The 20,838-nt window shown below is 62.7% G+C and carries 20 protein-coding genes; 8 read left to right on the plus strand and 12 right to left on the minus strand.

The window, feature by feature from the left end; genetic code table 11:
- Positions 1–28: 28 nt before the first annotated feature.
- The 5 genes from EGN72_RS04510 to EGN72_RS04530 form a co-directional block, all read right to left on the minus strand.
- Positions 29–712, minus strand: coding sequence for a fumarylacetoacetate hydrolase family protein (locus EGN72_RS04510; RefSeq protein ID WP_127045455.1), 684 nt, complete (start codon positions 710–712; stop codon positions 29–31).
- 92 nt (positions 713–804) lie between these two features.
- Positions 805–1,377, minus strand: coding sequence for an outer membrane lipoprotein carrier protein LolA (locus tag EGN72_RS04515; RefSeq protein ID WP_233587030.1), 573 nt, complete (start codon positions 1,375–1,377; stop codon positions 805–807).
- A 260-nt stretch (positions 1,378–1,637) separates the two neighbouring features.
- Positions 1,638–4,796, minus strand: a complete 3,159-nt coding sequence (locus EGN72_RS04520) for a DNA translocase FtsK (protein ID WP_127045457.1) — start codon at positions 4,794–4,796, stop codon at positions 1,638–1,640.
- A 3-nt stretch (positions 4,797–4,799) separates the two neighbouring features.
- Positions 4,800–5,987 carry an aminotransferase class I/II-fold pyridoxal phosphate-dependent enzyme gene (locus EGN72_RS04525; protein ID WP_127045458.1) on the minus strand — a complete coding sequence of 396 codons (1,188 nt, stop codon included), beginning with the start codon at positions 5,985–5,987 and terminating at the stop codon, positions 4,800–4,802.
- A gap of 156 nt (positions 5,988–6,143) precedes the next feature.
- Positions 6,144–7,475, minus strand: coding sequence for an amidase (locus EGN72_RS04530; protein WP_127045459.1), 1,332 nt, complete (start codon positions 7,473–7,475; stop codon positions 6,144–6,146).
- Between the two features lie 99 nt (positions 7,476–7,574).
- On the opposite strand from EGN72_RS04530, the gene EGN72_RS04535 reads away from it, so the two are divergent.
- On the plus strand, positions 7,575–8,801 hold the full coding sequence (locus EGN72_RS04535; protein WP_127045460.1) for a UbiH/UbiF/VisC/COQ6 family ubiquinone biosynthesis hydroxylase: 1,227 nt from the start codon (positions 7,575–7,577) through the stop codon (positions 8,799–8,801).
- A 4-nt stretch (positions 8,802–8,805) separates the two neighbouring features.
- Here EGN72_RS04535 and EGN72_RS19280 read toward each other — a convergent pair whose 3' ends face one another.
- From EGN72_RS19280 to EGN72_RS04545, 3 genes are all read right to left on the minus strand, one after another.
- Positions 8,806–8,973 (minus strand): hypothetical protein, encoded by a 168-nt coding sequence (locus EGN72_RS19280; RefSeq protein WP_199743697.1) that lies wholly within the window; start codon positions 8,971–8,973, stop codon positions 8,806–8,808.
- Positions 8,974–9,036: 63 nt separating this feature from the next.
- Entirely contained in the window at positions 9,037–9,654 is a 618-nt protein-coding gene (locus tag EGN72_RS04540) for an enoyl-CoA hydratase/isomerase family protein (RefSeq protein WP_127045461.1), read from the minus strand.
- A complete protein-coding gene (locus EGN72_RS04545; RefSeq protein ID WP_127045484.1) occupies positions 9,651–10,397 on the minus strand; it encodes an SDR family oxidoreductase in 747 nt (248 codons plus the stop codon). The genes EGN72_RS04540 and EGN72_RS04545 overlap by 4 nt, the downstream gene beginning before the upstream one ends.
- 214 nt (positions 10,398–10,611) lie before the next feature.
- Here EGN72_RS04545 and EGN72_RS04550 point away from each other — a divergent pair, with 214 nt between their 5' ends.
- From EGN72_RS04550 to EGN72_RS04560, 3 genes are all read left to right on the plus strand, one after another.
- Positions 10,612–12,132 (plus strand): DUF2125 domain-containing protein, encoded by a 1,521-nt coding sequence (locus EGN72_RS04550; protein ID WP_158623136.1) that lies wholly within the window; start codon positions 10,612–10,614, stop codon positions 12,130–12,132.
- A gap of 114 nt (positions 12,133–12,246) precedes the next feature.
- A complete protein-coding gene (locus EGN72_RS04555) occupies positions 12,247–13,590 on the plus strand; it encodes a TldD/PmbA family protein (RefSeq protein WP_127045463.1) in 1,344 nt (447 codons plus the stop codon).
- Positions 13,577–14,356, plus strand: coding sequence for a 3'(2'),5'-bisphosphate nucleotidase CysQ (locus EGN72_RS04560; RefSeq protein ID WP_127045464.1), 780 nt, complete (start codon positions 13,577–13,579; stop codon positions 14,354–14,356). The genes EGN72_RS04555 and EGN72_RS04560 overlap by 14 nt, the downstream gene beginning before the upstream one ends.
- An 81-nt stretch (positions 14,357–14,437) precedes the next feature.
- On the opposite strand, the gene EGN72_RS04565 is transcribed toward EGN72_RS04560, so the two are convergent.
- The gene (locus tag EGN72_RS04565) at positions 14,438–15,073 is read right to left on the minus strand and encodes a GDSL-type esterase/lipase family protein (RefSeq protein WP_127045465.1); all 636 of its coding nucleotides are present in this window, start codon (positions 15,071–15,073) and stop codon (positions 14,438–14,440) included.
- A gap of 143 nt (positions 15,074–15,216) precedes the next feature.
- On the opposite strand from EGN72_RS04565, the gene EGN72_RS04570 reads away from it, so the two are divergent.
- The 4 genes from EGN72_RS04570 to EGN72_RS04585 all read left to right on the plus strand — a co-directional run bounded on the left by EGN72_RS04570 (position 15,217) and on the right by EGN72_RS04585 (position 17,502).
- Entirely contained in the window at positions 15,217–16,128 is a 912-nt protein-coding gene (locus EGN72_RS04570; protein ID WP_127045466.1) for a co-chaperone YbbN, read from the plus strand.
- Positions 16,129–16,154: 26 nt separating this feature from the next.
- Entirely contained in the window at positions 16,155–16,808 is a 654-nt protein-coding gene (locus EGN72_RS04575; RefSeq protein WP_127045467.1) for an LON peptidase substrate-binding domain-containing protein, read from the plus strand.
- On the plus strand, positions 16,805–16,990 hold the full coding sequence (locus EGN72_RS04580; protein ID WP_127045468.1) for a Trm112 family protein: 186 nt from the start codon (positions 16,805–16,807) through the stop codon (positions 16,988–16,990). The genes EGN72_RS04575 and EGN72_RS04580 overlap by 4 nt, the downstream gene beginning before the upstream one ends.
- A gap of 62 nt (positions 16,991–17,052) precedes the next feature.
- Positions 17,053–17,502, plus strand: coding sequence for a TspO/MBR family protein (locus EGN72_RS04585; RefSeq protein ID WP_127045469.1), 450 nt, complete (start codon positions 17,053–17,055; stop codon positions 17,500–17,502).
- A 174-nt stretch (positions 17,503–17,676) separates the two neighbouring features.
- On the opposite strand, the gene yaaA is transcribed toward EGN72_RS04585, so the two are convergent.
- From yaaA to EGN72_RS04600, 3 genes are read right to left on the minus strand one after another with little or no spacing between them, the layout of a single operon-like run.
- Positions 17,677–18,438: a peroxide stress protein YaaA gene (gene yaaA / locus EGN72_RS04590; RefSeq protein ID WP_127045470.1), complete on the minus strand. Its 762-nt coding sequence runs from the start codon at positions 18,436–18,438 to the stop codon at positions 17,677–17,679.
- A 31-nt stretch (positions 18,439–18,469) separates the two neighbouring features.
- Positions 18,470–20,515, minus strand: coding sequence for a DNA helicase RecQ (gene recQ / locus EGN72_RS04595; protein WP_127045471.1), 2,046 nt, complete (start codon positions 20,513–20,515; stop codon positions 18,470–18,472).
- 6 nt (positions 20,516–20,521) lie between these two features.
- On the minus strand, positions 20,522–20,809 hold the full coding sequence (locus EGN72_RS04600; RefSeq protein ID WP_127045472.1) for a YggT family protein: 288 nt from the start codon (positions 20,807–20,809) through the stop codon (positions 20,522–20,524).
- Positions 20,810–20,838: the final 29 nt, after the last annotated feature.

Here is a 20,838-nt window from a genome sequence, read left to right on the forward strand (position 1 = left end):
CCGCGCAGGCAAAAGGCGCGCTGCGCGGTCAGACCACTTTGACGGTCAAGGCGTCCAGCCCGGCGATGGTGGCCTGCATCACATCACCGCGTTGCACCGGCCCAACACCCGCAGGCGTGCCCGACAGGATGACATCGCCAGCCTGCAATTCGAAATACATCGACAGATAGGCAATCATTTCCGGCACTTTCCAGATCATCTGGTTCAGATCGCCTGTCTGGCGCAGCGCATCATTCACCGTCAGCGCCACCTGGCCTTCGGCCATGGGGCCAGTGACGGCAATGGGAACCAAGGGGCCAACCGGAGCCGAGTGTTCAAATGCTTTGCCAATCTCCCACGGGCGGCCCACCTTTTTCGCCTCGCCCTGAAGGTCGCGGCGCGTCATGTCCAAGGCCACGGCATAGCCCCAGACATGGCCCAGCGCATCCTCTACGCGGATATCGGCGCCACCCGATTTCAGCGCGACCAGAAGCTCAACCTCGTGATGCACATCGGCGCTGCGGGAGGGGTAGGGAAACTGGCCGGAGGCATCCAGATTGTCAGGGTTCTTCTGGAAAAAGAACGGCGCCTCGCGGGTCGGGTCATGGCCCATTTCAACGGCATGGGCAGCATAATTGCGCCCGATGCAATAGACCCTGCGCACCGGAAAGGCCCCGCCGTTTTTGGTTGGAATAGCAGCCTGTTCCGGCGCTGGAATCACATAATCAGCCATGGTGCCCCCCTTTGGTCCGCGTCAGATTGGGCGAGCGCCTTGCCGAAAGCAAGGGCGCGCCTGACCGCTAGGGGAATGGTTTGACGCGCAGCCTATTTGCGCTGATTTGTGGCGATGGTGATGTTGAACAGCGAGGATTTCAACTTCGCGCCCTTCTTCATCTCACCCAAGATCACCGTGGTTTCCGCGCCGCTGTCATCGCGGATGACCCATTGGCGCAATTCGGTTGGCCCGGCGGTGAACACCAGTTCAATCGAGCCATATTCCGGGTGTTCCGGGTCTTGGGCGCGAACGCGGGTGGTGTTGCCATCCTGCTTGTGGCCCACCACCATCTTGGCGCGGGTCAGATCGACGTTCTTGTCAAGAATGATGGACAAAGGCGTGCGCGACAGCGGGTATTGTTCGGGCGGCTGGTTGGATTTTGCGTCGAAAATCGCCACCTGCCCGCCGCCTGCCAGAACAAGGTTGCGATCTGGCGGGGCATATTCAAACCGCACGCGACCGGGGCGGTGGATGAAAATCTTGCCGGTGGAAATGGAACCGTCAGAGTTGATCTGCGTAAACTCCGCCTCGGCGGTTGTCAGCCCGTTCAGATAGCGCGACAGATCCTGAAGCGAGATTTTCTCGGCCGCGGCAGGCACGGCCAGCGCGGTAAAGAAGGCCATCGACGCGAAAGGCAGTGCCAGCGTTTTCAAAAAAGATCTGCGATTCATCTGGTGGTTCCCACTCGTTGTGCTCTGACAGTCATATAAGCATGACGCGCCCAGCCTGCACCCCTTTTGACGCAAACGACACAAGGATGTGAGCGGTTCCCTGCCCATGACAGCATTTGTCATCACGACGAAAGCAGCGAAAGCGGCGCGCCAAAGCACAACCGCCCCCTGCCGCGTAGGGTGGGTGCCAACCCACCGCCCCCTGTCACACATCAATGCTCGGGCAACAAAATCTCGCGTTTGCCGACATGGTTGGCAGCGGTGATAACCTGATTTTCTTCCATCTGTTCCACCAGTTTCGCGGCCTTGTTATAGCCGATCCCCAGTTTGCGCTGGATGTAGGAGGTAGAACATTTGCGATCTTTGGCGACCACGGCGACCGCTTGGTCATAAAGCTCATTCTCGCTGCTGTCGCCGGACCCAAGGCCCAGAACAAGGTCGATATCGCCTTCCTTGTCCTCGTCCACGCCTTCAACCACGCCCGACATATAGGCGGGCGGGCCAAAGGATTTCAGGTGGTTCACAACCTCCTCAACCTCTTCATCCGACACGAAGGGCCCGTGAATACGGGTAATTTTTGCCCCGCCTGCCATATAAAGCATATCGCCCATGCCCAGCAGTTGTTCGGCCCCCATTTCGCCCAGAATGGTGCGGCTGTCGATTTTCGACGTGACCTGAAAGGAAATCCGGGTCGGGAAGTTTGCCTTGATCGTGCCCGTAATCACGTCCACAGACGGGCGCTGTGTGGCCATAATCAGGTGGATGCCCGAGGCACGTGCCATTTGGGCAAGTCGCTGAATACAGGCTTCTATCTCTTTGCCGGCGACCATCATCAGGTCGGCCATCTCGTCGACGATGACGACGATATAGGGCAGGGATACGGGTGTATCCTCTTCGGTTTCAAACACTGGCTCGCCGGTATCTTCGTCAAACCCGGTCTGGATGGTGCGCTTGAACATCTCGCCCTTGGCCAGTGCTTCGCGCACACGGCCGTTATAGCCTTCGATATTGCGCACGCCCATCTTGGACATCTTGCGATAGCGTTCCTCCATCTCGCCGACGACCCATTTCAAGGCGACAACGGCCTTTTTCGGGTCGGTCACAACCGGCGAGAGCAGGTGCGGGATACCGTCATAAACCGACAATTCCAGCATCTTGGGGTCGATCATGATCAGGCGACATTCTTCGGGCGACAGCTTATACAGCAGCGACAGGATCATGGTGTTGATCGCCACCGATTTCCCGGAACCCGTGGTCCCCGCGATCAGCAGGTGGGGCATTTTGGCAAGATTGGCGACGATGGGTTCACCGCCGATATCCTTGCCCAAGGCCAGCGGCAGGCGCATGTTGCTGTCGCCAAAGTCGCGCGCGGCAAGGATTTCACGCAGCACAACCTTTTCGCGCCATGAATTCGGCAGTTCGATCCCGATGACGGAACGGCCCGGCACGGTGGACACCCGCGCCGACAGTGCCGACATTGACCGCGCGATATCGTCGGCCAAGCCGATCACCCGGCTGGCCTTCAGGCCCGGCGCGGGTTCCAGTTCATATTGCGTGACCACGGGGCCGGGGCGCACGGCGACAATCTCGCCCTTCACGCCGTAATCATCCAGCACCGATTCCAGCATCCGGGCGTTTTCTTCCAGCGCTTCTTCGGACAGGGTGTGGCGCTGCACGGTGTCGGCGCTGGCCAACAGGCCAAGCGGCGGCAGTTCATAGGCCGGGTGCTGTTCTTCGAATTTCAGGCGCGGCTGTGCTTCGGCCATTGCCTGACGCGACGGGGTCACGGGCTTTTTGACCACCGGCTGCACGATGCGGCGCTGTTCGGGGGCGCTGGCGCGCTGCACAGGGGCCGAAACGCGGATGATTTCCGGCTCGGGTGCCGACGCATCGTCGAAATCATCCTCGGCATAGTGGTTTTCATAGGTGTCATCGCCCTGCGCCCAAGGGCCTTGGGTATCGGTAAAGACATTGCCATCGTCAGAGCTTTCCGGCTGCCAGTCCATCGCAGGCTCTGGCATCGGGGGGGCGGGTGGCAGTGCGGTGCGCGTGGCCGAAGTCACGGCCAGACGGGCCATGTTGCTGCCTGTGGCCGGGGCCATGACGGGCGGCTCTGGCGGCAAGGCCATGGTTTGCTTGTTGCGCGGCGTCGCAATCAGCGGCACCGGGCCGCGGCGGCCCATCACGGGCGGCTCTCGCCGGGCCAAGGCCGCTTGCACAGCGGTTTGCACCGACGGTTGTTGTTGCGCAGGTGTGCGCACGCGCGACCGGATCACATCATTGATCCGCGCCTTGATGCGATCTTCCGAAGGGGCCTCGGCTGCGTGCTGCATCGGCATTTCGGGTTCCGGCTGGCCCACGGCGGCGCGGCGGATCATTTGCGGCACGCGCGACAGCAGGCTTGGCTTTTCAACCGGCCGTTCGGTTGCCCGTTCCATCGGCGGCTCGGCATAGCGGGCGGCGACCAAGGGCTGGGCGGCCATATGGTCCGGCGCGGCATGAAGTTTCGGTTCCGGCATCCGGCGCTGATTGGGGCGCAGGGCCTCGGGGCGGCCAAAGCCACCGGCACCGGGCTGAACCCGTTCGGCGCGCAGCGGGGCGGGGTTCATATCATCGGCAGCATAGACAACCGCATCATGGTCGCGCGCGCTCACGGCCATTTCGCGGCGATTGCGGTTCTTTTCGGCCAGATCCTGCGCCGCACGGGCGGCCCCGGCGGCGGATTTCCCGGCCAGCGACATCGCAAAAGCATAGGTGGTTACAGTGCCCAGCGCCACAAAGCGCCCGATCTTGCGCAATTCGCGCATGTCAAACCCGGTGACATAAAGCGCCATCGCCAGCAGGGCCGCGCCAAACAGAACCGACAGCAGCTTCAGGCCAAACCCCGCCCCAATCGGCAAAATCGCCAGCAGCGCGCCCAGAATGGTGTCACCAAACAGCCCACCCAGACCGATTGCGCTATGCGGCCAGTTCGGCCCCGGCACATGGGTCGCGGCAAAGACCGACCCCAGCGCCACAGCGATCACGGCAAAGACCACACGGCTAAGCGCGCGTTCCTCGCCCCGGTGGCTGACAAAGCGGATGCCCCAAGCGCCAAGGATCAACGGAATCCCCCAACTGCCCAAGCCCCCGATGATGAACAGCGTCGAGGCGATAGAGGCCCCGAAACGCCCAAGCCAGTTGTTCACCGGATCATCGGTCGCCACCATCCAGCCCGGATCATTCGCGGAATAGGTGCCCAGCATCACCGCAAACAGCAACGCCAACACAATCAGCCCGATCCCCAGAAGCTCTCGGCCACGCCGTTCCAGCATTGCTGCGGTGTTCTGATCGACCAGCGGATCGCGTTGCCTGACCTGATAGGATGCCATGATTTACCGTCCTTGCCCGTAGAGACAGTCGCGAAGCTGGGTCAGCCCGCGCTGCGTTTCTTCTTTTGGGGCGACCAAAGCCACCCGGATATAACCTGCGCCGGGGTTTTCCCCCGCGACATCGCGCGACAGGTAAGCGCCGGGCAAAACCCGGACCCCCGTTTCACGCCACAGTTTCAGCGCGGCCTGTTCACCGTCTTGCACCGGAAGCCACAGGAAGAACCCGGCTTGCGGCGGCTGATAGCCTTGCATGCCGTCAAAGATGCGGTCGGCAAGGGCGAATTTCTCGACATAGAGCGCGCGTGAGGCTTGCACATGCGCCTCATCACTCCACGCAGCCTCTGATACTTTCTGAATCGGCAGCGGCAGCGGCGCACCGGCAAACGCGCGCAACTGCCGGATGCGGGTGATGGATTGGGGGCCACCGGCCACAAAACCAGACCGCAGGCCCGGCAGGTTGGACCGTTTGGACAGCGAATGGAACGTCAGCGCGCGCTCGGGGTCGGCACCGGTGGCCTTGGCCACGGCCAGCACACCGGGGGGCGGCGTGTCGCGATACACTTCGGCATAGCATTCATCGGCGAAAATCTGGAAATCATGTTTTTCGGCCAAGGCCAGAAGGTCGGCCCAGTAGTCACTGCTGGCCACGGCCCCTTGCGGATTGGCAGGTGAGCAGAGGTAAGCAATCGCCGTGCGGTCCAGAATGTCACGCGGCAGGCTGGCATAGTCGGGCAAAAAGCCGCTGGCGGCAGTGGCAGGCACATACACCGGTTCTGCCCCCATTGCCAAAGCGGCCACGGCATAAACCTGATAAAACGGGTTTGGCATCAGCACGACAGGGCGCTTGCCGCCTTTGGTTTCGGGGCACAGCGCCACGGCGGCATTGAACAGCCCTTCGCGTGTGCCATTCAGCACCATGATCTGACCGGGGGTCAGCGCCACGTCATAGCGCCTTTGCACCCAGCCTGCGATGGCGGCCAACAGCTCTGGCGTGCCGTCATTGGGCGGATAGATCGCAAAACCATTCAGGTTTTCAGCCAAAATCGGGCCGACGAAATCGGGCATGGCGTGGCGCGGCTCGCCAATGGTCATGGCAATGGGCGTCCCACCCGAAGGATGGGAATCCAGAAGCGCCCGCAAGCGCGGAAACGCGTATTCTGGCAGGTTCGAAAACCGCTCAGGAAATGCCATTACTGCCTCATATCGTCAGGGTCATCTCGCCCTGTTTGTCCCTAGGATAGCGAGGCTTTGCGCGCGGGTCCAGAAAAACGCTTTGTTTCAGTGCGTTTGGCGGCGGGGATTGTGTCTTTTTCGTCCCTCCCCCACCACCCATAGGCGCGATATGGCTTACCCCAAGGCGCGTTCTGCTGCGAAACACAGGCGCAAAAGCTGCTCTTCTTGCCCCGGCCCGGCCATAAAGGTGATCCCGCATGAAGGTTGCCCCGTTGGCATTGTGACAGCGCAGCCGCCGAACAGGTTGCCGATGCGGGTGTTGCGCAGGGCCATCAGGTTTTCGGTGACGTAATAATCGTCATCCTCCATCAAACGCTGTGCATCGGGCGGCAGAATGGGCGAGGTGGGCAGGATGACCGCATCATAAGCGGCGGTTTTGCGCGCCCAGATTTGCCGCAGATCCAACAGCTTGCGCCATGCCGAGACATAATCGGGGGCGGAAAACTGCGCGCCCATGCGGAACCGGTCAAGGATGGGGCGGAACATCTTGTCGGGGTTCTGTTCGATCACCGCGCCCCAGATGCCATAGGCCTCGGCGGCATAAAGGATGGGGGCCAGCGACATGGCTTCGACCACTTCACCAATCTTGGCGGTTTCGATGCGCGCACCGGCGCGGGCCAGACGATCAACCGCGCCGTCAAAGCCGCGCGCGGGTTCTTCGCGCAGATCATCCATCGCCATGGTGTCCAGCACCATCACCCGCGCGCCTTTCAGGCTGGTGCCCGTCAGGTCTGCGGGTTTTCCGCCTTCCATTGCGGCCAATAGCAGCGCGCAATCTTCGACGCTGCGGGCCAGCGGGCCAACCGTATCAAACCGGTCACACAGCGGCACCACACCTTTCAGCGACAAACGCCCCGAGGTGGTTTTCAACCCCACCAGATCATTCCACGCCGCCGGAATACGCACCGAACCGCCCGTATCCGACCCGATGCCCGCAGGCGCCAGCCCAAAGGCAACCGAGGCCGCCGCCCCCGACGACGACCCGCCCGGCACCGCCTTGGGGTCATTCACATTTGGCGGCGTTGCGGTGATCGGGTTCAGGCCCAGCCCCGAAAAGGCAAGTTCCGACAAATGGGTTTTGCCCAAGCAGACCAAGCCCTGCGCGGTTGCGGTTGTCAGCACTTCGGCATCGGTTTCAGGCACGCGCCCTGCCAGCAGCGCAGACCCCGCCTCGCAAGGCGCGCCAGAAGCGTCGAACAGGTCTTTCCACGAGATTGGCACGCCATCCAGCAAGCCGATGCGCTGCCCCGCCTTGGCCCTGTCGGCGGCGGCCATGGACATGGTGCGCGCGCGGCGGGGCGTGGTGCGGGAATAGATGCGCTTGGCCTCGGGGTGGCGTTCGATGGCGTCCAGAAACGCCTCGGTCAATTCAACCGGGTGTATCTTGCCCGCCTCGATCCCCCGGCCCAAATCCGCTGCCGTCATCCAAAGCCAATTGCCTGCCATTGTCCGCCTCTTTGCTTCCTTTGGCAAACGGTAGCGGCAAGCCTGCGACTGGACAATGGGGCGCATGGACAAACCGCTGCGAAAGGCCATATTTGCGCCATGGAACATGATGCAGATATCTTGATCGTGGGCGGCGGGCTGAACGGGCCCGCTTTGGCCTTGGCTTTGGCGCAGAACGGTTTGTCGGTGGTGGTGGTCGATGCCCGCCTTGCCCCGGCCCGCGCCACCCCCGGCTTTGATGGTCGCGCCTATTCGCTGGCGATTGCCTCCAAGCGGCTGTTGTCGGCCATTGGCGTCTGGCCGCGGATCGCCGATCAGGTGCAACCGATCCTGGAAATCAAGGCCTCCGACGGGCATGCAGGCGAAGGGGCCGCGCCCTATTTCCTGCATTTCGACCATGCCGAGATTGAGGAAGGCCCGATGGGCTTCATGGCCGAAGATCGCCATCTTTATGCGGCGTTTCTGGCTGTGATGGCAGAGGCCCCGAATATCACCTTGCTGTCGGGCGAAACCGTTGTGGCGCAACGCCATGATGAGGCCAGCGTCTCGGTCACTTTGGCTTCGGGGCGTCTGCTTTCGGCGCGTTTGCTGGTGGGGTGCGATGGCCGCAGCAGCGGCACCGCCCAGCGCGCAGGCATTTCGCGCAGCGGTTGGGGCTATGGCCAGACTGCGCTGGTCACGGCGGTGGAACATGCGCTGCCACATCACGGCATCGCGCATCAGTTTTTCATGCCTGAAGGCCCGCTTGCCATTCTGCCGCTTCCCGGCAACCGTTCCTCGATCGTCTGGAGCGAGACTGACAGCCGCGCGGCCGCGATACATGCGCTGAATGATGCCGATTTTCTGGACGCGCTGCGCCCGCGTTTCGGGGATTTTCTGGGCCCGATCACGCTGGCGGGCACGCGGTTCACCTATCCGCTGTCGCTGACGCTTGCCAATAGTTTCATCGCGCCGCGTCTGGCGCTGGTGGGTGATGCCGCGCATGGCGTGCATCCGATTGCGGGGCAAGGGTTGAACCTTGGGCTGCGCGATGTGGGGGCCTTGGCGCAGGTGCTGGTCGAGGCCGCGCGCCGGGGCGAGGATATCGGGGCCAGCAATGTGCTGGCGCGGTATCAGCAGTGGCGCCGGTTTGATACGACCAGCCTTGCGCTGGGGATGGATACCGTCAACCGGCTGTTTTCCAACGATAACCCGCTGCTGCGGCTGGGGCGTGACCTTGGCATGGGGGCGGTGAACGCGCTGCCGGGTCTGCGCCGCCGTTTCATCCGCACCGCCGCCGGGCTAGAGGGTGAATTGCCCCGTCTGTTGCAAGGGCAAGCGATCTGACAGCTTATTTGGCGGCTTTCTTGGCCTCGGCGGCGGCTTTCATCCGGGCGAGCAGTTCTGCCTTTGGGGCCGGGGCGCCATAGGGGTTCTTGGCGGTGCCTTTGGCATTATGTTCGGAATGGCGCGGCGCGTTCTTGCCTTTTTTCACAGCGCCTGATGCGTTGTAATCCATGATGATCTCCTGTTAGGGCTTTTTCGCTTCTGCCTGAAAGCGGGCAGCGCCGCAAGCGCGCAGCTACGCCCAGATCATGCGTTTGATCGCTGTGGCATGGGCAGGGCTTGCCCCAACACTATCGGCGGCCAAGGCGTGCACAGTGTCAGGCAGCGCCTCGGCGTCGACCACGCGGTCGATCAGACCCCAAGACATTGCCTCCTCTGCCGTGATCTTTTGGCCCGCCATCAAGATCATCGCCGCCCGCGACGGGCCGACAAGGCTGCGCAAGCGGGGCACATCGGATGGCTGCGGCAGGAACCCCAGCTTCATCACCGGATAAAACACCTTGCCCCCCGCCACCATCACTCGCAGGTCGCAGGCCAGCACCATGCCCATCGCCCCGCCCGCCACAGTGCCGTTCAGCGCCGCAATCGTCAGGCAAGGCAGCGCGGCAATCGCACCGGATAGCCGTTCCCAGACCGGGTTGGTCGCCAGCCCGGCATGCGCCTCTTCCAAATCCGCCCCGGCGGAAAAGACGCGGCCTGCACCTGTCAGCACCAGCGCCCGCGCGCCTTCGTGCCCGGCGCGTTCGGCAATCTCGGCCAGTTCTGTCAACATGGCGGCGGTCAGCGAATTCGCCTTTTCGGGGCGGTTAATGGTCGCCTTCCAGATGCCGCCCGAAACCTCTAGCCCGATCATGCGATCAGCCCGACGGCGCGGCGAACCGCTTCATCGCGCAAGGAAACCTCTTGGCCCAGCCAATCATCCCCCCCCGGCCCGCACATCCACAGCATCAGCCGCGCGGGCCAATCGGCGGGGATATGCACAGCCGGGTCAAGCTGGCTGACCGGGTTGATACCGCTTGCCTTGATCTTCACCTGCATGTCGGTGGCCACCGTGCCCGGTGACATGCCCATGATCCGCAGGCCATGCGCGCCTTCCTCCAGATGGGCCGCGCGGGTCAGCATCGCAGCCCCTGCCTTGGAGGCGCAATAGGCGCTCCACCCTTCCAGCGGGTTATGGGCCGCCCCAGAGGACACGGTGATGATCGTCCCGCCACCGCGCGCGCGCATCATCGGGATCGCGGCGCGCATGCCATAGAAAACCCCTTTCAGGTTGATGTCGATGGCGCGCGACCAATCCTCTACCCCGGCATCCGTCAGGCGGGCAATCGGTTCAATCGCGCCTGCGTTGCCGATCAGCACATCCAGCCCGTCGCAGGTTTTCGCGATCTGGGCAAAGGCCGCATCAACGGCCCCGGCATCGCCGATATCGCAAGGGATCGCCAAAGCGCCGCGCCCGATCTTTGCGGCCAAGGCGTCAATCTCGGCCCCCGAGCGCGCCAGCAACACGACCCGCGCGCCTGCATCGGCGAAAATCCGCGCTGTGGCGGCACCAATGCCCCGGCTGGCCCCAGTAATCGCTACGATCTTGCCTTGCATCATCTCTGTGCCCCTATTGCTTTCACATTGGATTTTCGCGGCATTACAGGCCGAAAACGGCACCCTGACAACCACAAATCGCAACGGCCCAATACACAGGCCCAACACACAGGCCCAGCACACAGGATCGTGGCGGCTATCTGCCACCTGCCCCCTTGACCCCGCGCGGCGGCGGCCCGATGCTACCGCCAAGGATTTCAACGGAGGCACTTCCATGACGATGCATATTTTACGGACCACGTCCATTTCGGCGCTGGCCGCCTTTGCCTTTTCCCCGGCTTTCGCCGATGTCACCGCCGAACAGGTCTGGCAGAACTGGCAAACACTTGGCACGGCGTATGGCCAAACCTATACCACCGGGTCGGAATCCCGGTCCGGCGACACGCTGAAAATCACCGATATGACGATTGACATGACCGAGGGCGAAAACAAGGTTTCCGGCGTGATCCCAGAGGTGAATTTCCGCGAACTGGGCGATGGCCGGGTCGAGATTACCATGTCGGACGAGTATCTGATGAAGATGCAAACCGTCGGTGAGATGGGCAAGATGATGAGCAACAGCGTCAACATCGGCCAGAACGGCCTGACGATGATTGCCAGCGGCAGCCCCGATGCCATCAGCTATGACATGAAGGCGGATTCCATCGTGGTGAACGCGCTTGATTTCATCATCGACGGCAAACCGCGCGAAATGGATATTGATCTCAACCTGTCCAAGCTGGCCGCTGTCTATCAGGTTACGCCCGGCGAACTGACAAATACCACCTCTACCTTCTCGGCAGAGGCGTTGTCGTTTCAGGCCATCGGTCAGGATGAAGAGGGGAAGGGCAAGTTTGATATCACCGGGCAGATGAACAACCTTGCCGGGGCATCCTCGAGCGTGCTGCCGAAAGCGGTGCCGGGTGCGGATTTTGCGGCCAAGATGATGCAGGGCATGGTGACAGAAGGGTCGTTCACCTATGACAGCGGCAATTTCACGCTGAGCGGGAACGGCGATGACGGCAAGACCACGACGATTGACAGCCGGTCGAACGGCGGCAGCCTGAACATCTCGATGGACAAGGACCGCATCGCCTATGGGGCCGCGGGCAAGGCTGTGCAGCTCAAGGCGTCTGGCACCGCGATCCCCTTCCCGGAAGTGACCGCCGCCTATGACGAAGCGGGGTTCAACCTGCTGATGCCGATTTCCAAATCCGACGAGGCGAAGGATTTTGCGCTGGAAACCCGTCTGCAAGGGCTGACCGTATCAGACATGCTGTGGAGCATGATCGACCCCGGTGCCACCTTGCCGCGTGATCCCGCAACGCTGATCGTTTCGCTGAAAGGCAAGGCCAAGCCGCTTGCCGATATGATGGCAGGCGACCCCACCGCGATGATAGGCGGCAAGCCCCCGTTTGAGGTGGAAAAGCTTGATATCAGCGCGCTGCAACTGACCGTTGCCGGGGCCGAATTCAAAGGCGATGGCGCGCTGGCCTTCGACAATTCGCAACCGCCGATGCTGGGCGGTGTGGCCCCGATGCCAACGGGCAAGCTGAACCTGTCCTTGACGGGGGCAAATGGGCTGTTGGGCAAGTTGCAGGCGCTGGGTCTGGTCGATCCGCAGATCACCATGACCTTTGGCATGATGTCGGGCATGTTGGCAAAACCCGGCCCGACCCCGGACAGCCTGATTTCCGAAGTGGAGTTCAAGGAAGGTGGGCAGATCCTGACCAATGGCAATCCGTTGCCGTTCTGACCGGATGTGAAATTGCGCGCGGGGCGGTCTTTGGGCCGCCCTCTTGCGTTCTGACTGCTTGCCTTGCGGGGCGTGGCGGATTACCTGCCGATACATAGCAACAAGGAGACCGCGATGACCCGCTCGCTTGAAACGCTGACCGAGGCGCTGTTGACCGCCGCCAAACGCGCCGGGGCCGATGCCGCCGATGCCATCGCGGTGGACGGGGTTGCCACGGCCATCGACATTCGCGCGGGCAAGCTGGAACAGGCGGAACGGTCCGAAGGGGTGGAGCTGGGGCTGCGGGTGCTGGTGGGGCAACGTCAGGCCTGCGTGTCGGTGTCCGATATCACCCCCGCCACGATTGCCGCCGTGGCGGAACGCGCGGTCGCCATGGCGCGGGAAGCGCCAGAGGACCCCTATGCCGGGTTGGCCGACCCATCGCAGCTTGCCCGCAACTGGGATATCGCCGCGCTGGAACTGTGCGACAACGCGCCCGAAGCCAGCGCCGCCGCGTTGGAAGCAGACGCCCGCCAAGCCGAAGCCGCCGCGATGGCGGTGCAAGGTATCGTGCAGGTCGAAGCCTCGGCCAGCCAGTCGCGCCGCCAGATCCATATGGCCGCCAGCAATGGCTTTGCGGGGGGCTATGCGCGGTCGTCGCGGTCGGTTTCGGCGGTGGCCTTTACCGGGACAGGCATAGGGATGGAGCGGGACTGGGCCGCCGAAGGCCGTATCTTTGCCGCCGATCTGCCCGGCGCGGAGGAGATTGGCGCGCTTGCTGCGGCCCGCGCGCTGGAGCGTGTGGGCGCGCGCAAACCAAAAACGGGCGCGTTTCCCGTGCTCTATGATGAACGGATTTCCTCGGGGTTGATCGGGCATTTGCTGGGCGCGATCAACGGCTCCACCATTGCGCGGGGGTCGGGCTGGTTGCGCGATGCTTTGGGTCAGCAAATTCTGCCCAAGGGCCTGTCGGTGATCGAAGACCCGCATCGCCCGCGTATCGCAGGCAGCCGCGCCTTTGATGGCGAAGGTCTGCCGACCGCGCGCCGCGCCATTGTGCAGGACGGAGTGTTGATGGGCTGGGTGCTGGACCTTGCCACCGGGCGCAAGCTGGGGATGGACAGCACCGCCAATGCCGCGCGCGGCACGTCCTCGCCCCCATCGCCCGGCACGTCGAATATTGATCTGACCCAAGGGGTGAAAAGCCGCGCGGATTTGGTGGCCGAGATGGGGACGGGCTTGCTTGTCACCTCGTTGATCGGGTCGTCGATCAACCCCACCACGGGGGATTATTCGCGCGGGGCCTCGGGGTTCTGGGTGGAAAACGGGCAGATTGCCTATGCGGTGAATGAATGCACCATCGCGGGCAATCTGCGCGATATGCTGATGCGGATGACGCCAGCCAATGATGCGCGGACGCATATGTCGACCCGCGTGCCGTCCTTGCTGGTCGAAGGGCTGACGATTGCCGGGGCATGACGCAGACCGTGACCTGCTGGTAGGGGCGGCGCGCGAAGCAGGGGCGATTGCCCTGCGCTATTTCAAGCGCGACCCGCAGACATGGGACAAAGGGGATGGCGCAGGCCCGGTGACAGAGGCCGATCTGGCGGTGAATGACATGCTGGCCCAGCGCCTGCGTGCCGCGCGGCCCGAGTATGGCTGGCTGTCCGAGGAAACCCCGGACGATACCGCCCGGCTGTCAGCGCGCCGGGTGTTCATTGTCGACCCGATCGACGGCACCCGCGCCTTTATCGACGGGCAAGACAGTTTCGCACATTCACTGGCGATTGTGGAGGATGGCACCGTGATCGCGGCGGCGGTGTATCTGCCTGCCAAGGACCGGATGTATAGCGCCGGGGGCACGAACGGCGCAGAGGTGAACGGGCGGCCCTTGCAGGCCAGTCTGGCCGCCAGCGCCACGGGGGCCACGGTGCTGACCTCCAAGCCCAATATGGCCCCGGCGCATTGGCCCGGCGGCGTGCCGGATATGCAGCGGTCTTTCCGCCCCTCGCTTGCCTATCGGCTGTGCCTTGTTGCCGAAGGGCGGTTTGACGCGATGCTGGCCTTTCGACCGACATGGGAATGGGACATTGCGGCGGGGGCGTTGATTGCGGCACAGGCGGGGGCCATGGTCAGCGATGGTGCGGGCGCGCCGCTGCGTTTCAACGCGCCCGACCCGCGGACGGCAGGGGTGATTGTGGCAGGTGCTGCGGTGCATGCGCAATTGCTGGCGCAGCGCGGCTAAGGCGTGTTTTGACGGTTTGCGCAAAGCGGGAACCATCGGTGCGTGTGCCTGACGGTTTCAGGTATTTTTGCCAAGATGAAATCAAAGCGCGCGCAGGGCGTCCGCCACGGCGATGGCCAAGGCGGCATGGCCTTCGGGCGCGTAGTGGATACCATCGACCGGGCTGGTTTGCAGCACGGTGCCTGCATCCAGAAAGCCAAGGCCGCGCGCCTGAGCATAGCTGTGCAGCAGCCCTGCGAGCGCGCGGCTTTTCGCGGCCCCGCCGATAAATTCTGCTGTCAGTGGCCCAAGTTCCTGCACCGGGGGCGGCGCGATAAGCAGAAGTTTCAAGCCGGGGTGGCGGCTGGCCATCTCTGGCCCCAAGGCCATATCGACCAAGCCCGCTATGCCTGCGACGATCCGGTCTGCCGAGGCCCCGAAGCGGGTTTTCACATCATTGGTGCCCAGCATCAGCACCATATAATCCAGCGGGCCGTGGCTGTTGAGCGCAAGGCGCAGGCCGATGGTGGCATTCATGTGATCGCCCATCATCGGATCGTCAAAGCACGTGGTGCGGCCGGGCAGCCCTTCCTCGACCAGATGCCAATCGGGGCCGAGCAGCGATGCCGCGCGGGTGGGCCAGCGGGTCGCGGCATCATAGCGCTGATAGACCCCGCGCGTGGTGATGGGGGGCGTGCCATGGGTGTTGCTGTCGCCGAAGGTCATCAAGATGGGCATGGGGCGGCTCCGTTCGCTTGCCTTGTCACGCTAATCGCGGGCGCGGGGCTTGCAAAGCCCCCTTGCAGCTTTGCTTTGCCCCTTGGCCTTTTGCCCCGCGATGCGCATATATGGGGCAACGGATTTGACCAAAGAGGGACGACATGCTGACATTTGGCGAGCAACTGGGCGGGGCAGAGGCCCAAGCGGATCTGATCATCGACGGGTCGGAGGCCACTTTCATGACGGATGTCATTGAAGGCAGCGCCGAAGTGCCCGTGATCGTGGATTTCTGGGCCCCGTGGTGCGGCCCTTGCAAGCAGCTTGGCCCAGCGCTGGAGGCGGCGGTGACAGCGGCCAAGGGCAAGGTGCGGATGGTCAAGATCAATGTGGACGAAAGCCCCAATATCTCGGCCCAGTTGCGCATCCAGTCCATTCCCACGGTTTACGCCTTTTTTCAGGGCAAGCCGGTGGACGGGTTTCAGGGCGCGCTGCCTGCGTCTGAGTTGAAGGCCTTTGTAGAAAAGGTTGGCGCCTTGGCAGGCGATGGTGGTTTGGCCGAAGCGATTGAGGCGGCGGAAGCAATGCTGGCCGAAGGCGCTGCCGCAGATGCCGCCGAAACCTTTGCCGCCATTCTGGGCGAAGAGCCGGAGAACCCGGTCGCCTTTGGCGGATTGCTGCGCGCGCATCTGGCCTTGGGTGAGGTGGAACAGGCCGAAGCACTGCTGGCCGCCGTTCCGGCCAAGATTGCAGGTGCCAAAGAGGTGGAAGCCGTGCGCGCCCAGATTGCCCTGTTGCATCAGGCGGCCAGCGCAGGCCCGGTGGCCGAATTGCGCGCCGTGGTAGAAGCAGAGCCCGACAACCACCAAGCGCGTTTCGACCTTGCGCAGGCGCTGCATGCAGCGGGCAAGGTCGAGGAGGCAGTGGAGATGTTGCTGGAGCTGTTCCGCCGCGATCGGGAGTGGAATGATGGTGCCGCAAAGGCGCAGCTTTTCACCATTTTCGATGCCTTGACGCCGAAAGACCCGGTTGCGATCAAAGGGCGGCGCAGACTCTCGTCGATGATATTTGTCTAAATGAAAACGCGGCCTAGCTGCTTGTCATGAAACACATCCGCGACCTGCCCGACACCATCCCGATCTTTCCGCTGCCCGGCGCCTTGCTGCTGCCGCGCGCGCGTTTGCCGCTGCATCTGTTTGAGCCGCGCTATCTGCAAATGCTGGAAGATTGCATGAAAACGCCCGAGCGTCTGATCGGTATGATCCAGACGCGCGATGTGCCTGCCTCTGTGGCCAAGCCCGAGGCGCGGCTGCACAGTATCGGCTGCGCGGGGCGGCTGACCGGGTTTTCGGAAACCGAGGACGGGCGTTATATGATCACGCTGGCAGGTGTGTCGCGTTTTCGTCTGCGCGAGGAGGTAACGGGCTTTACCCCCTATCGCCGCGCACGGGTGGAGTGGAAAGGGTTTGAGCGGGATCAAGGCGGCAGCGAAGATGATCCGGGCTTTGACCGTGCGGCCTTTATGGACCTGCTGCACCGCTTCTTTGACTCATTGGAACTGTCGACCGATTGGGGCAGCCTGAAAGAGGCAGACAGCGAGTTGCTGATCAATTCTCTGTCGATGCTGTGCCCGTTTTCGCCCGAAGACAAACAGGCGCTGCTGGAAGCGCCGACGCTGACGACCCGTCGCGAAACCATGGTAACCCTGATCGAGTTCGCCTTGCGCGGCGGATCGGGTGAGGAGACGATACAATGACCCAAGACGCCCCTGTGATCGACCGCCGGATGCTGGAGGCGCTGGTTTGCCCGGTCAGCCAGACCACGCTGAGCTATGATGCCGAGGCGCAGGAATTGGTGTCAAAGCCGGCCAAGCTGGCCTTTCCCATTCGCAATGGTATTCCGATCATGTTGGTATCCGAGGCGCGCAAGCTGGAGTGACGGGCAAGCTTGGGAACCTTTCGGCGCCTTGCGCGTTATAACATGCGGTGATGGGGCAAAGGATGGATATGACCAAAGCGCTGACCTATGCGATTTTCATCATTGGCGTGGCCGCCTTGGGCGGGTTGATCGGCGTATCCACCTTGCCGGGCGAATGGTATGCGGGGTTGCAAAAGCCAGCGTTCACCCCGCCGAACTGGGTGTTTGGCCCGGTTTGGACCACGCTTTATGTCATGATCGGTTGGGTGGGTGCGCGCAAATGGCTTTACGGCGGCGCTGCCCTGCTGTGGTGGGCGCAGATGGCGCTGAATTTCATCTGGTCGCCCGTGTTCTTTGGCTTGCAGATGCCCGGCGTGGCGCTGGTGATTATTGCGCTGATGTGGATTTTGATTGCGGTGTTCATCCAGCGTGAATGGGTGCGGGATCGGTTGTCGGCGCTGTTGTTTGTGCCGTATTTGGCTTGGGTGACGCTGGCCTCGGCCTTGAACGCAGGGATTGTGGTTTTGAACTGAGGCGATGACTTGGGGCGCTGGTGGGGAGCCCGCAAGCTGCGGGCAACGCCGGGAGTTGCAAACCCCCAGACCCACGCCAAAAGCTGGGGGCTTCACACCCCCAGACCCACACCAAAGCTGGGGGTTTCACACCCCCAGACCCCCGTGGGATATTTTTGCCGAAAAGAAAGCTGGTCAGGCTTTGCGGAGGAATACCGGGTTGTCCGGGGTGGAGCGGTGTGGCTGATAGGTGTAGCCGCCGGTTTTGAAATCCTTAAGGCTTTCCGGGTCGCTCAGGTGGTTTTCTGCGATGAAGCGGGCCATCGCGCCACGCGCTTTCTTGGCGAAGAAGCTGACGATTTTAGCCTCCCCGTTCTTGTCTTCCAGAAAGGTCGGGGTGATGACGGGCAGGGCCAGCGCCTTGGTATCGACCGCGCCGAAATATTCCACGGACGCGCAATTGACCAAGGCGCGCGCGTCTGTTTGGGCAGCGGCGGCGTTCAGGGCTGGGGCGAGCGTGGCGCGCCAATAGGCATAGAGATCAGCGCCGCGCGGGTTTTTCAACTTGCTGCCCATTTCCAGACGGTAAGCCTTTATCGCGTCCAAGGGGCGGAGCAGGCCGTAGAGGCCCGAAAGGATGCGCAGGTGATCTTGTGCCCATGTCAGGGCATCGGGGTCGAGCGTCTTTGCTTCCAGCCCCGCATAGGTATCGCCTGCAAAGAACAGGGCGGCAGGTTTTTCGGGCGCGTCGGCAAAGCTGGCAAAGCGGTTGGCGTTCAGCTCTGCCAAGGGTTGCGAGATATCCATCAATTTGCGCAACCGATTGGCCGATAGCTTTTGCGCCACGCCTGCCAGAACCACCGCATCGGCGGCGAATTCCGGTTGGGTCGTGGTGAAGCCGGCGGGAAGGCTGGCCTTGTCATCAAGCCGTTTGGCGGGGGAAATCACTGTCAGCATGCGGTTCTATCTATGTTTGGGCGGCGAAAGGTCAATCGCCCGCAATCACGGCCAGAAAGGCGGCGCCAAAGCGATCGGTCTTGGGGCCGCCCATGCCGGGAATACGGTCGAGATCGGCCAGAGAGCCGGGGCGTTTTTCGGCGATATGGCGCAGCGTGGTTTGGGTGCAGGACAGCGGCTTGTCGATGCCATCGGGGCCGCGCTGCAATTGCAGTTGCACCTCTGCCAGCCGGTCGAAGATACTGCCCGCGTCGCGCCCGGCAAGGCGCATGCGCTGGGGGTGCAACTGTTCGGTCGCAGCCCCGGTGATCACCGCCAGAAAGGCCGCGCCGTAGCTTTCCAGCTTTTTCGCGCCAATGCCGTTGATGCGGGCCATACCGTCCAGATCGGTGGGGCGCTGTTCGGCCATTTCGATCAGCGTGCGGTCGGGAAAGATGACATAGGCGGGCACGCGCGCGGCCTCGGCCAAGGCGCGGCGCTTGGCTTTCAGCGCCGAAAGCAGCGGCGCATCCTCCTCTGACACAAGGGTTTTGACCACGGGGCGGGCGGTGGCGGCCTCAATCGTATCCTTGCGCAGGGTGATGCTTTCTTCGCCGCGCAGAATGGGGCGGGCGGCATCTGTCATGCGCAGCGCGCCATAGCGTTCGGTATCGGGGCGCACGAGATCGCGGCCCATCATCTGGCGGAACACCGCGCCCCAAGCGGGCTTTGACAGCTCACGCCCGACGGCGAAGGTGGGCAGTTGGTCATGCCCGCGCTGCACGACCTTGGCGGTGGCATTGCCGGTCAGAATGTCGATCAGATGGCCGGCGCCAAAGCTTTCGCCCGTGCGCAGGATGGCCGACAGCGCCTTGCGCACCGCATCGGTGGCATCAAACACCAAGGCGGGGCGGTCGCAGATATCGCAATTGCCGCAGGGCTTTGAGGTTTCGCCAAAATAGCGCAGCAGCACTTCGCGGCGACAGCCGGTCGCCTCGGCCAGCCCCAGCAGCGCGTTCAGCCGGGCATGGTCGGCGTCTTTGCGTTCCGGCGGGGCAAGGCCTTCGTCAATCTGGGAACGCCGCAGGCGGATATCATCGGGGCCGTAAAGGGTCAGCGTTTCGGCGGGGGCGGAATCGCGGCCCGCGCGGCCGATTTCCTGATAATAGCCTTCGATGCTTTTGGGCAGATCAGCATGAGCGACCCAGCGGATATCGGGCTTGTCGATCCCCATCCCGAAGGCCACGGTGGCAACCACGATCAAGCCATCCTCACGCTGAAATCGCGCCTCGGTTGCGCGGCGGTCTTCGGCATCCATGCCACCGTGATAGGCGGTGGCGGGGTGGCCTGCCTCACGCAGGCCTTGGGCCAGCGTTTCGGTTTTGGCCCGTGTGCCGCAATAGACAATGCCGGATTGGCCTTTGCGCGCGGCGGCAAAGGCGAGGATTTGCTTGCGCGGATTGTCCTTCACCTGAAAGGCAAGGTGGATGTTCGGGCGATCGAAGCCGCGCAGAAAGGTGGCGGGGGCTTCGCCATCGAACAGGCGTTCGATGATCTCGGTCCGGGTTTCTTCATCGGCGGTGGCAGTGAAGGCGGCTAGCGGCACGCCAAGCGTTCGGCGCAATTCCCCGATGCGCAGATAATCGGGGCGGAAATCATGGCCCCATTGCGACACGCAATGCGCCTCATCCACCGCAATCGCGGAAACCCCCACGCGGCGCAGCATTTGCACCGCCGAAGCCGAGGCCAGCCGTTCCGGCGCGAGGTAAAGCAGTTTCAGCCGCCCTTCATCCAAGGCGGCGAATACCTCTTCGGTTTCTTCATCGGTATTGCCAGAGGTCAGCGCGCCCGCCTCAACCCCTGCTGCGCGCAGCGCGCGCACCTGATCGCGCATCAGGGCGATCAGCGGGGAAATAACAACCGTCACCCCTTCGCGGCACAGCGCGGGAAGTTGGAAGCACAGCGATTTGCCGCCGCCCGTGGGCATGATGGCCAAAGTGTTGCGGCCTGCCAGCACGGCATCCACAATTTCGGCCTGTCCGGGGCGAAACGCGGAAAACCCAAAGACAGAGGCAAGAAGATCGGCGGGGGCGGGCATCAGCGATCAGTAAAAGGCAGCGGCGTTATTGACCAGAATGATGCGCAATCCGTAAACCACCAGCAGCACGATCAGCGGTGCAAAATCAATGCCAAGCCCTTGGGGCAGAAACGCCCGCACGCGGCTGTAAACGGGTTCCAGCGTCCGGTTCAAGCCATCCCAGATTTGCGCGACAAGGGGCTGACGCAGGTTCAAGACCTGAAAGTTGATCAGCCAGCTCATGATGATATGGGCAAAGATGATGAATTGCGCGACTTGCAGGATCAGCATCAGGATCTGGAACAAAGAGGTCATGAATTGGGCTCCGGCCACTAGGGATAGTA

The sequence above is a fragment of the Pseudorhodobacter sp. E13 genome (assembly GCF_003991405.1).
GTDB lineage: Bacteria > Pseudomonadota > Alphaproteobacteria > Rhodobacterales > Rhodobacteraceae > Pseudorhodobacter.

Bases quoted from the DNA above. Each gene is read 5' to 3' on its own strand.
- EGN72_RS04520 (WP_127045457.1), bottom strand. From the start codon at position 4,796: ATGGCATCCTATCAGGTCAGGCAACGCGATCCGCTGGTCGATCAGAAC.
- EGN72_RS04535 (WP_127045460.1), top strand. From the start codon at position 7,575: ATGGAACATGATGCAGATATCTTGATCGTGGGCGGCGGGCTGAACGGG.
- EGN72_RS04525 (WP_127045458.1), bottom strand. From the start codon at position 5,987: ATGGCATTTCCTGAGCGGTTTTCGAACCTGCCAGAATACGCGTTTCCG.
- EGN72_RS04565 (WP_127045465.1), bottom strand. From the start codon at position 15,073: ATGCCCATCTTGATGACCTTCGGCGACAGCAACACCCATGGCACGCCC.
- EGN72_RS04585 (WP_127045469.1), top strand. From the start codon at position 17,053: ATGGATATGACCAAAGCGCTGACCTATGCGATTTTCATCATTGGCGTG.
- EGN72_RS04510 (WP_127045455.1), bottom strand. From the start codon at position 712: ATGGCTGATTATGTGATTCCAGCGCCGGAACAGGCTGCTATTCCAACC.
- EGN72_RS04515 (WP_233587030.1), bottom strand. From the start codon at position 1,377: ATGGCCTTCTTTACCGCGCTGGCCGTGCCTGCCGCGGCCGAGAAAATC.
- EGN72_RS04580 (WP_127045468.1), top strand. From the start codon at position 16,805: ATGACCCAAGACGCCCCTGTGATCGACCGCCGGATGCTGGAGGCGCTG.
- yaaA (WP_127045470.1), bottom strand. From the start codon at position 18,438: ATGCTGACAGTGATTTCCCCCGCCAAACGGCTTGATGACAAGGCCAGC.
- EGN72_RS19280 (WP_199743697.1), bottom strand. From the start codon at position 8,973: ATGGATTACAACGCATCAGGCGCTGTGAAAAAAGGCAAGAACGCGCCG.
- EGN72_RS04545 (WP_127045484.1), bottom strand. From the start codon at position 10,397: ATGCAAGGCAAGATCGTAGCGATTACTGGGGCCAGCCGGGGCATTGGT.
- EGN72_RS04570 (WP_127045466.1), top strand. From the start codon at position 15,217: ATGCTGACATTTGGCGAGCAACTGGGCGGGGCAGAGGCCCAAGCGGAT.
- EGN72_RS04540 (WP_127045461.1), bottom strand. From the start codon at position 9,654: ATGATCGGGCTAGAGGTTTCGGGCGGCATCTGGAAGGCGACCATTAAC.
- EGN72_RS04555 (WP_127045463.1), top strand. From the start codon at position 12,247: ATGACCCGCTCGCTTGAAACGCTGACCGAGGCGCTGTTGACCGCCGCC.
- EGN72_RS04600 (WP_127045472.1), bottom strand. From the start codon at position 20,809: ATGACCTCTTTGTTCCAGATCCTGATGCTGATCCTGCAAGTCGCGCAA.
- EGN72_RS04575 (WP_127045467.1), top strand. From the start codon at position 16,155: ATGAAACACATCCGCGACCTGCCCGACACCATCCCGATCTTTCCGCTG.
- recQ (WP_127045471.1), bottom strand. From the start codon at position 20,515: ATGCCCGCCCCCGCCGATCTTCTTGCCTCTGTCTTTGGGTTTTCCGCG.
- EGN72_RS04530 (WP_127045459.1), bottom strand. From the start codon at position 7,475: ATGGCAGGCAATTGGCTTTGGATGACGGCAGCGGATTTGGGCCGGGGG.
- EGN72_RS04550 (WP_158623136.1), top strand. From the start codon at position 10,612: ATGACGATGCATATTTTACGGACCACGTCCATTTCGGCGCTGGCCGCC.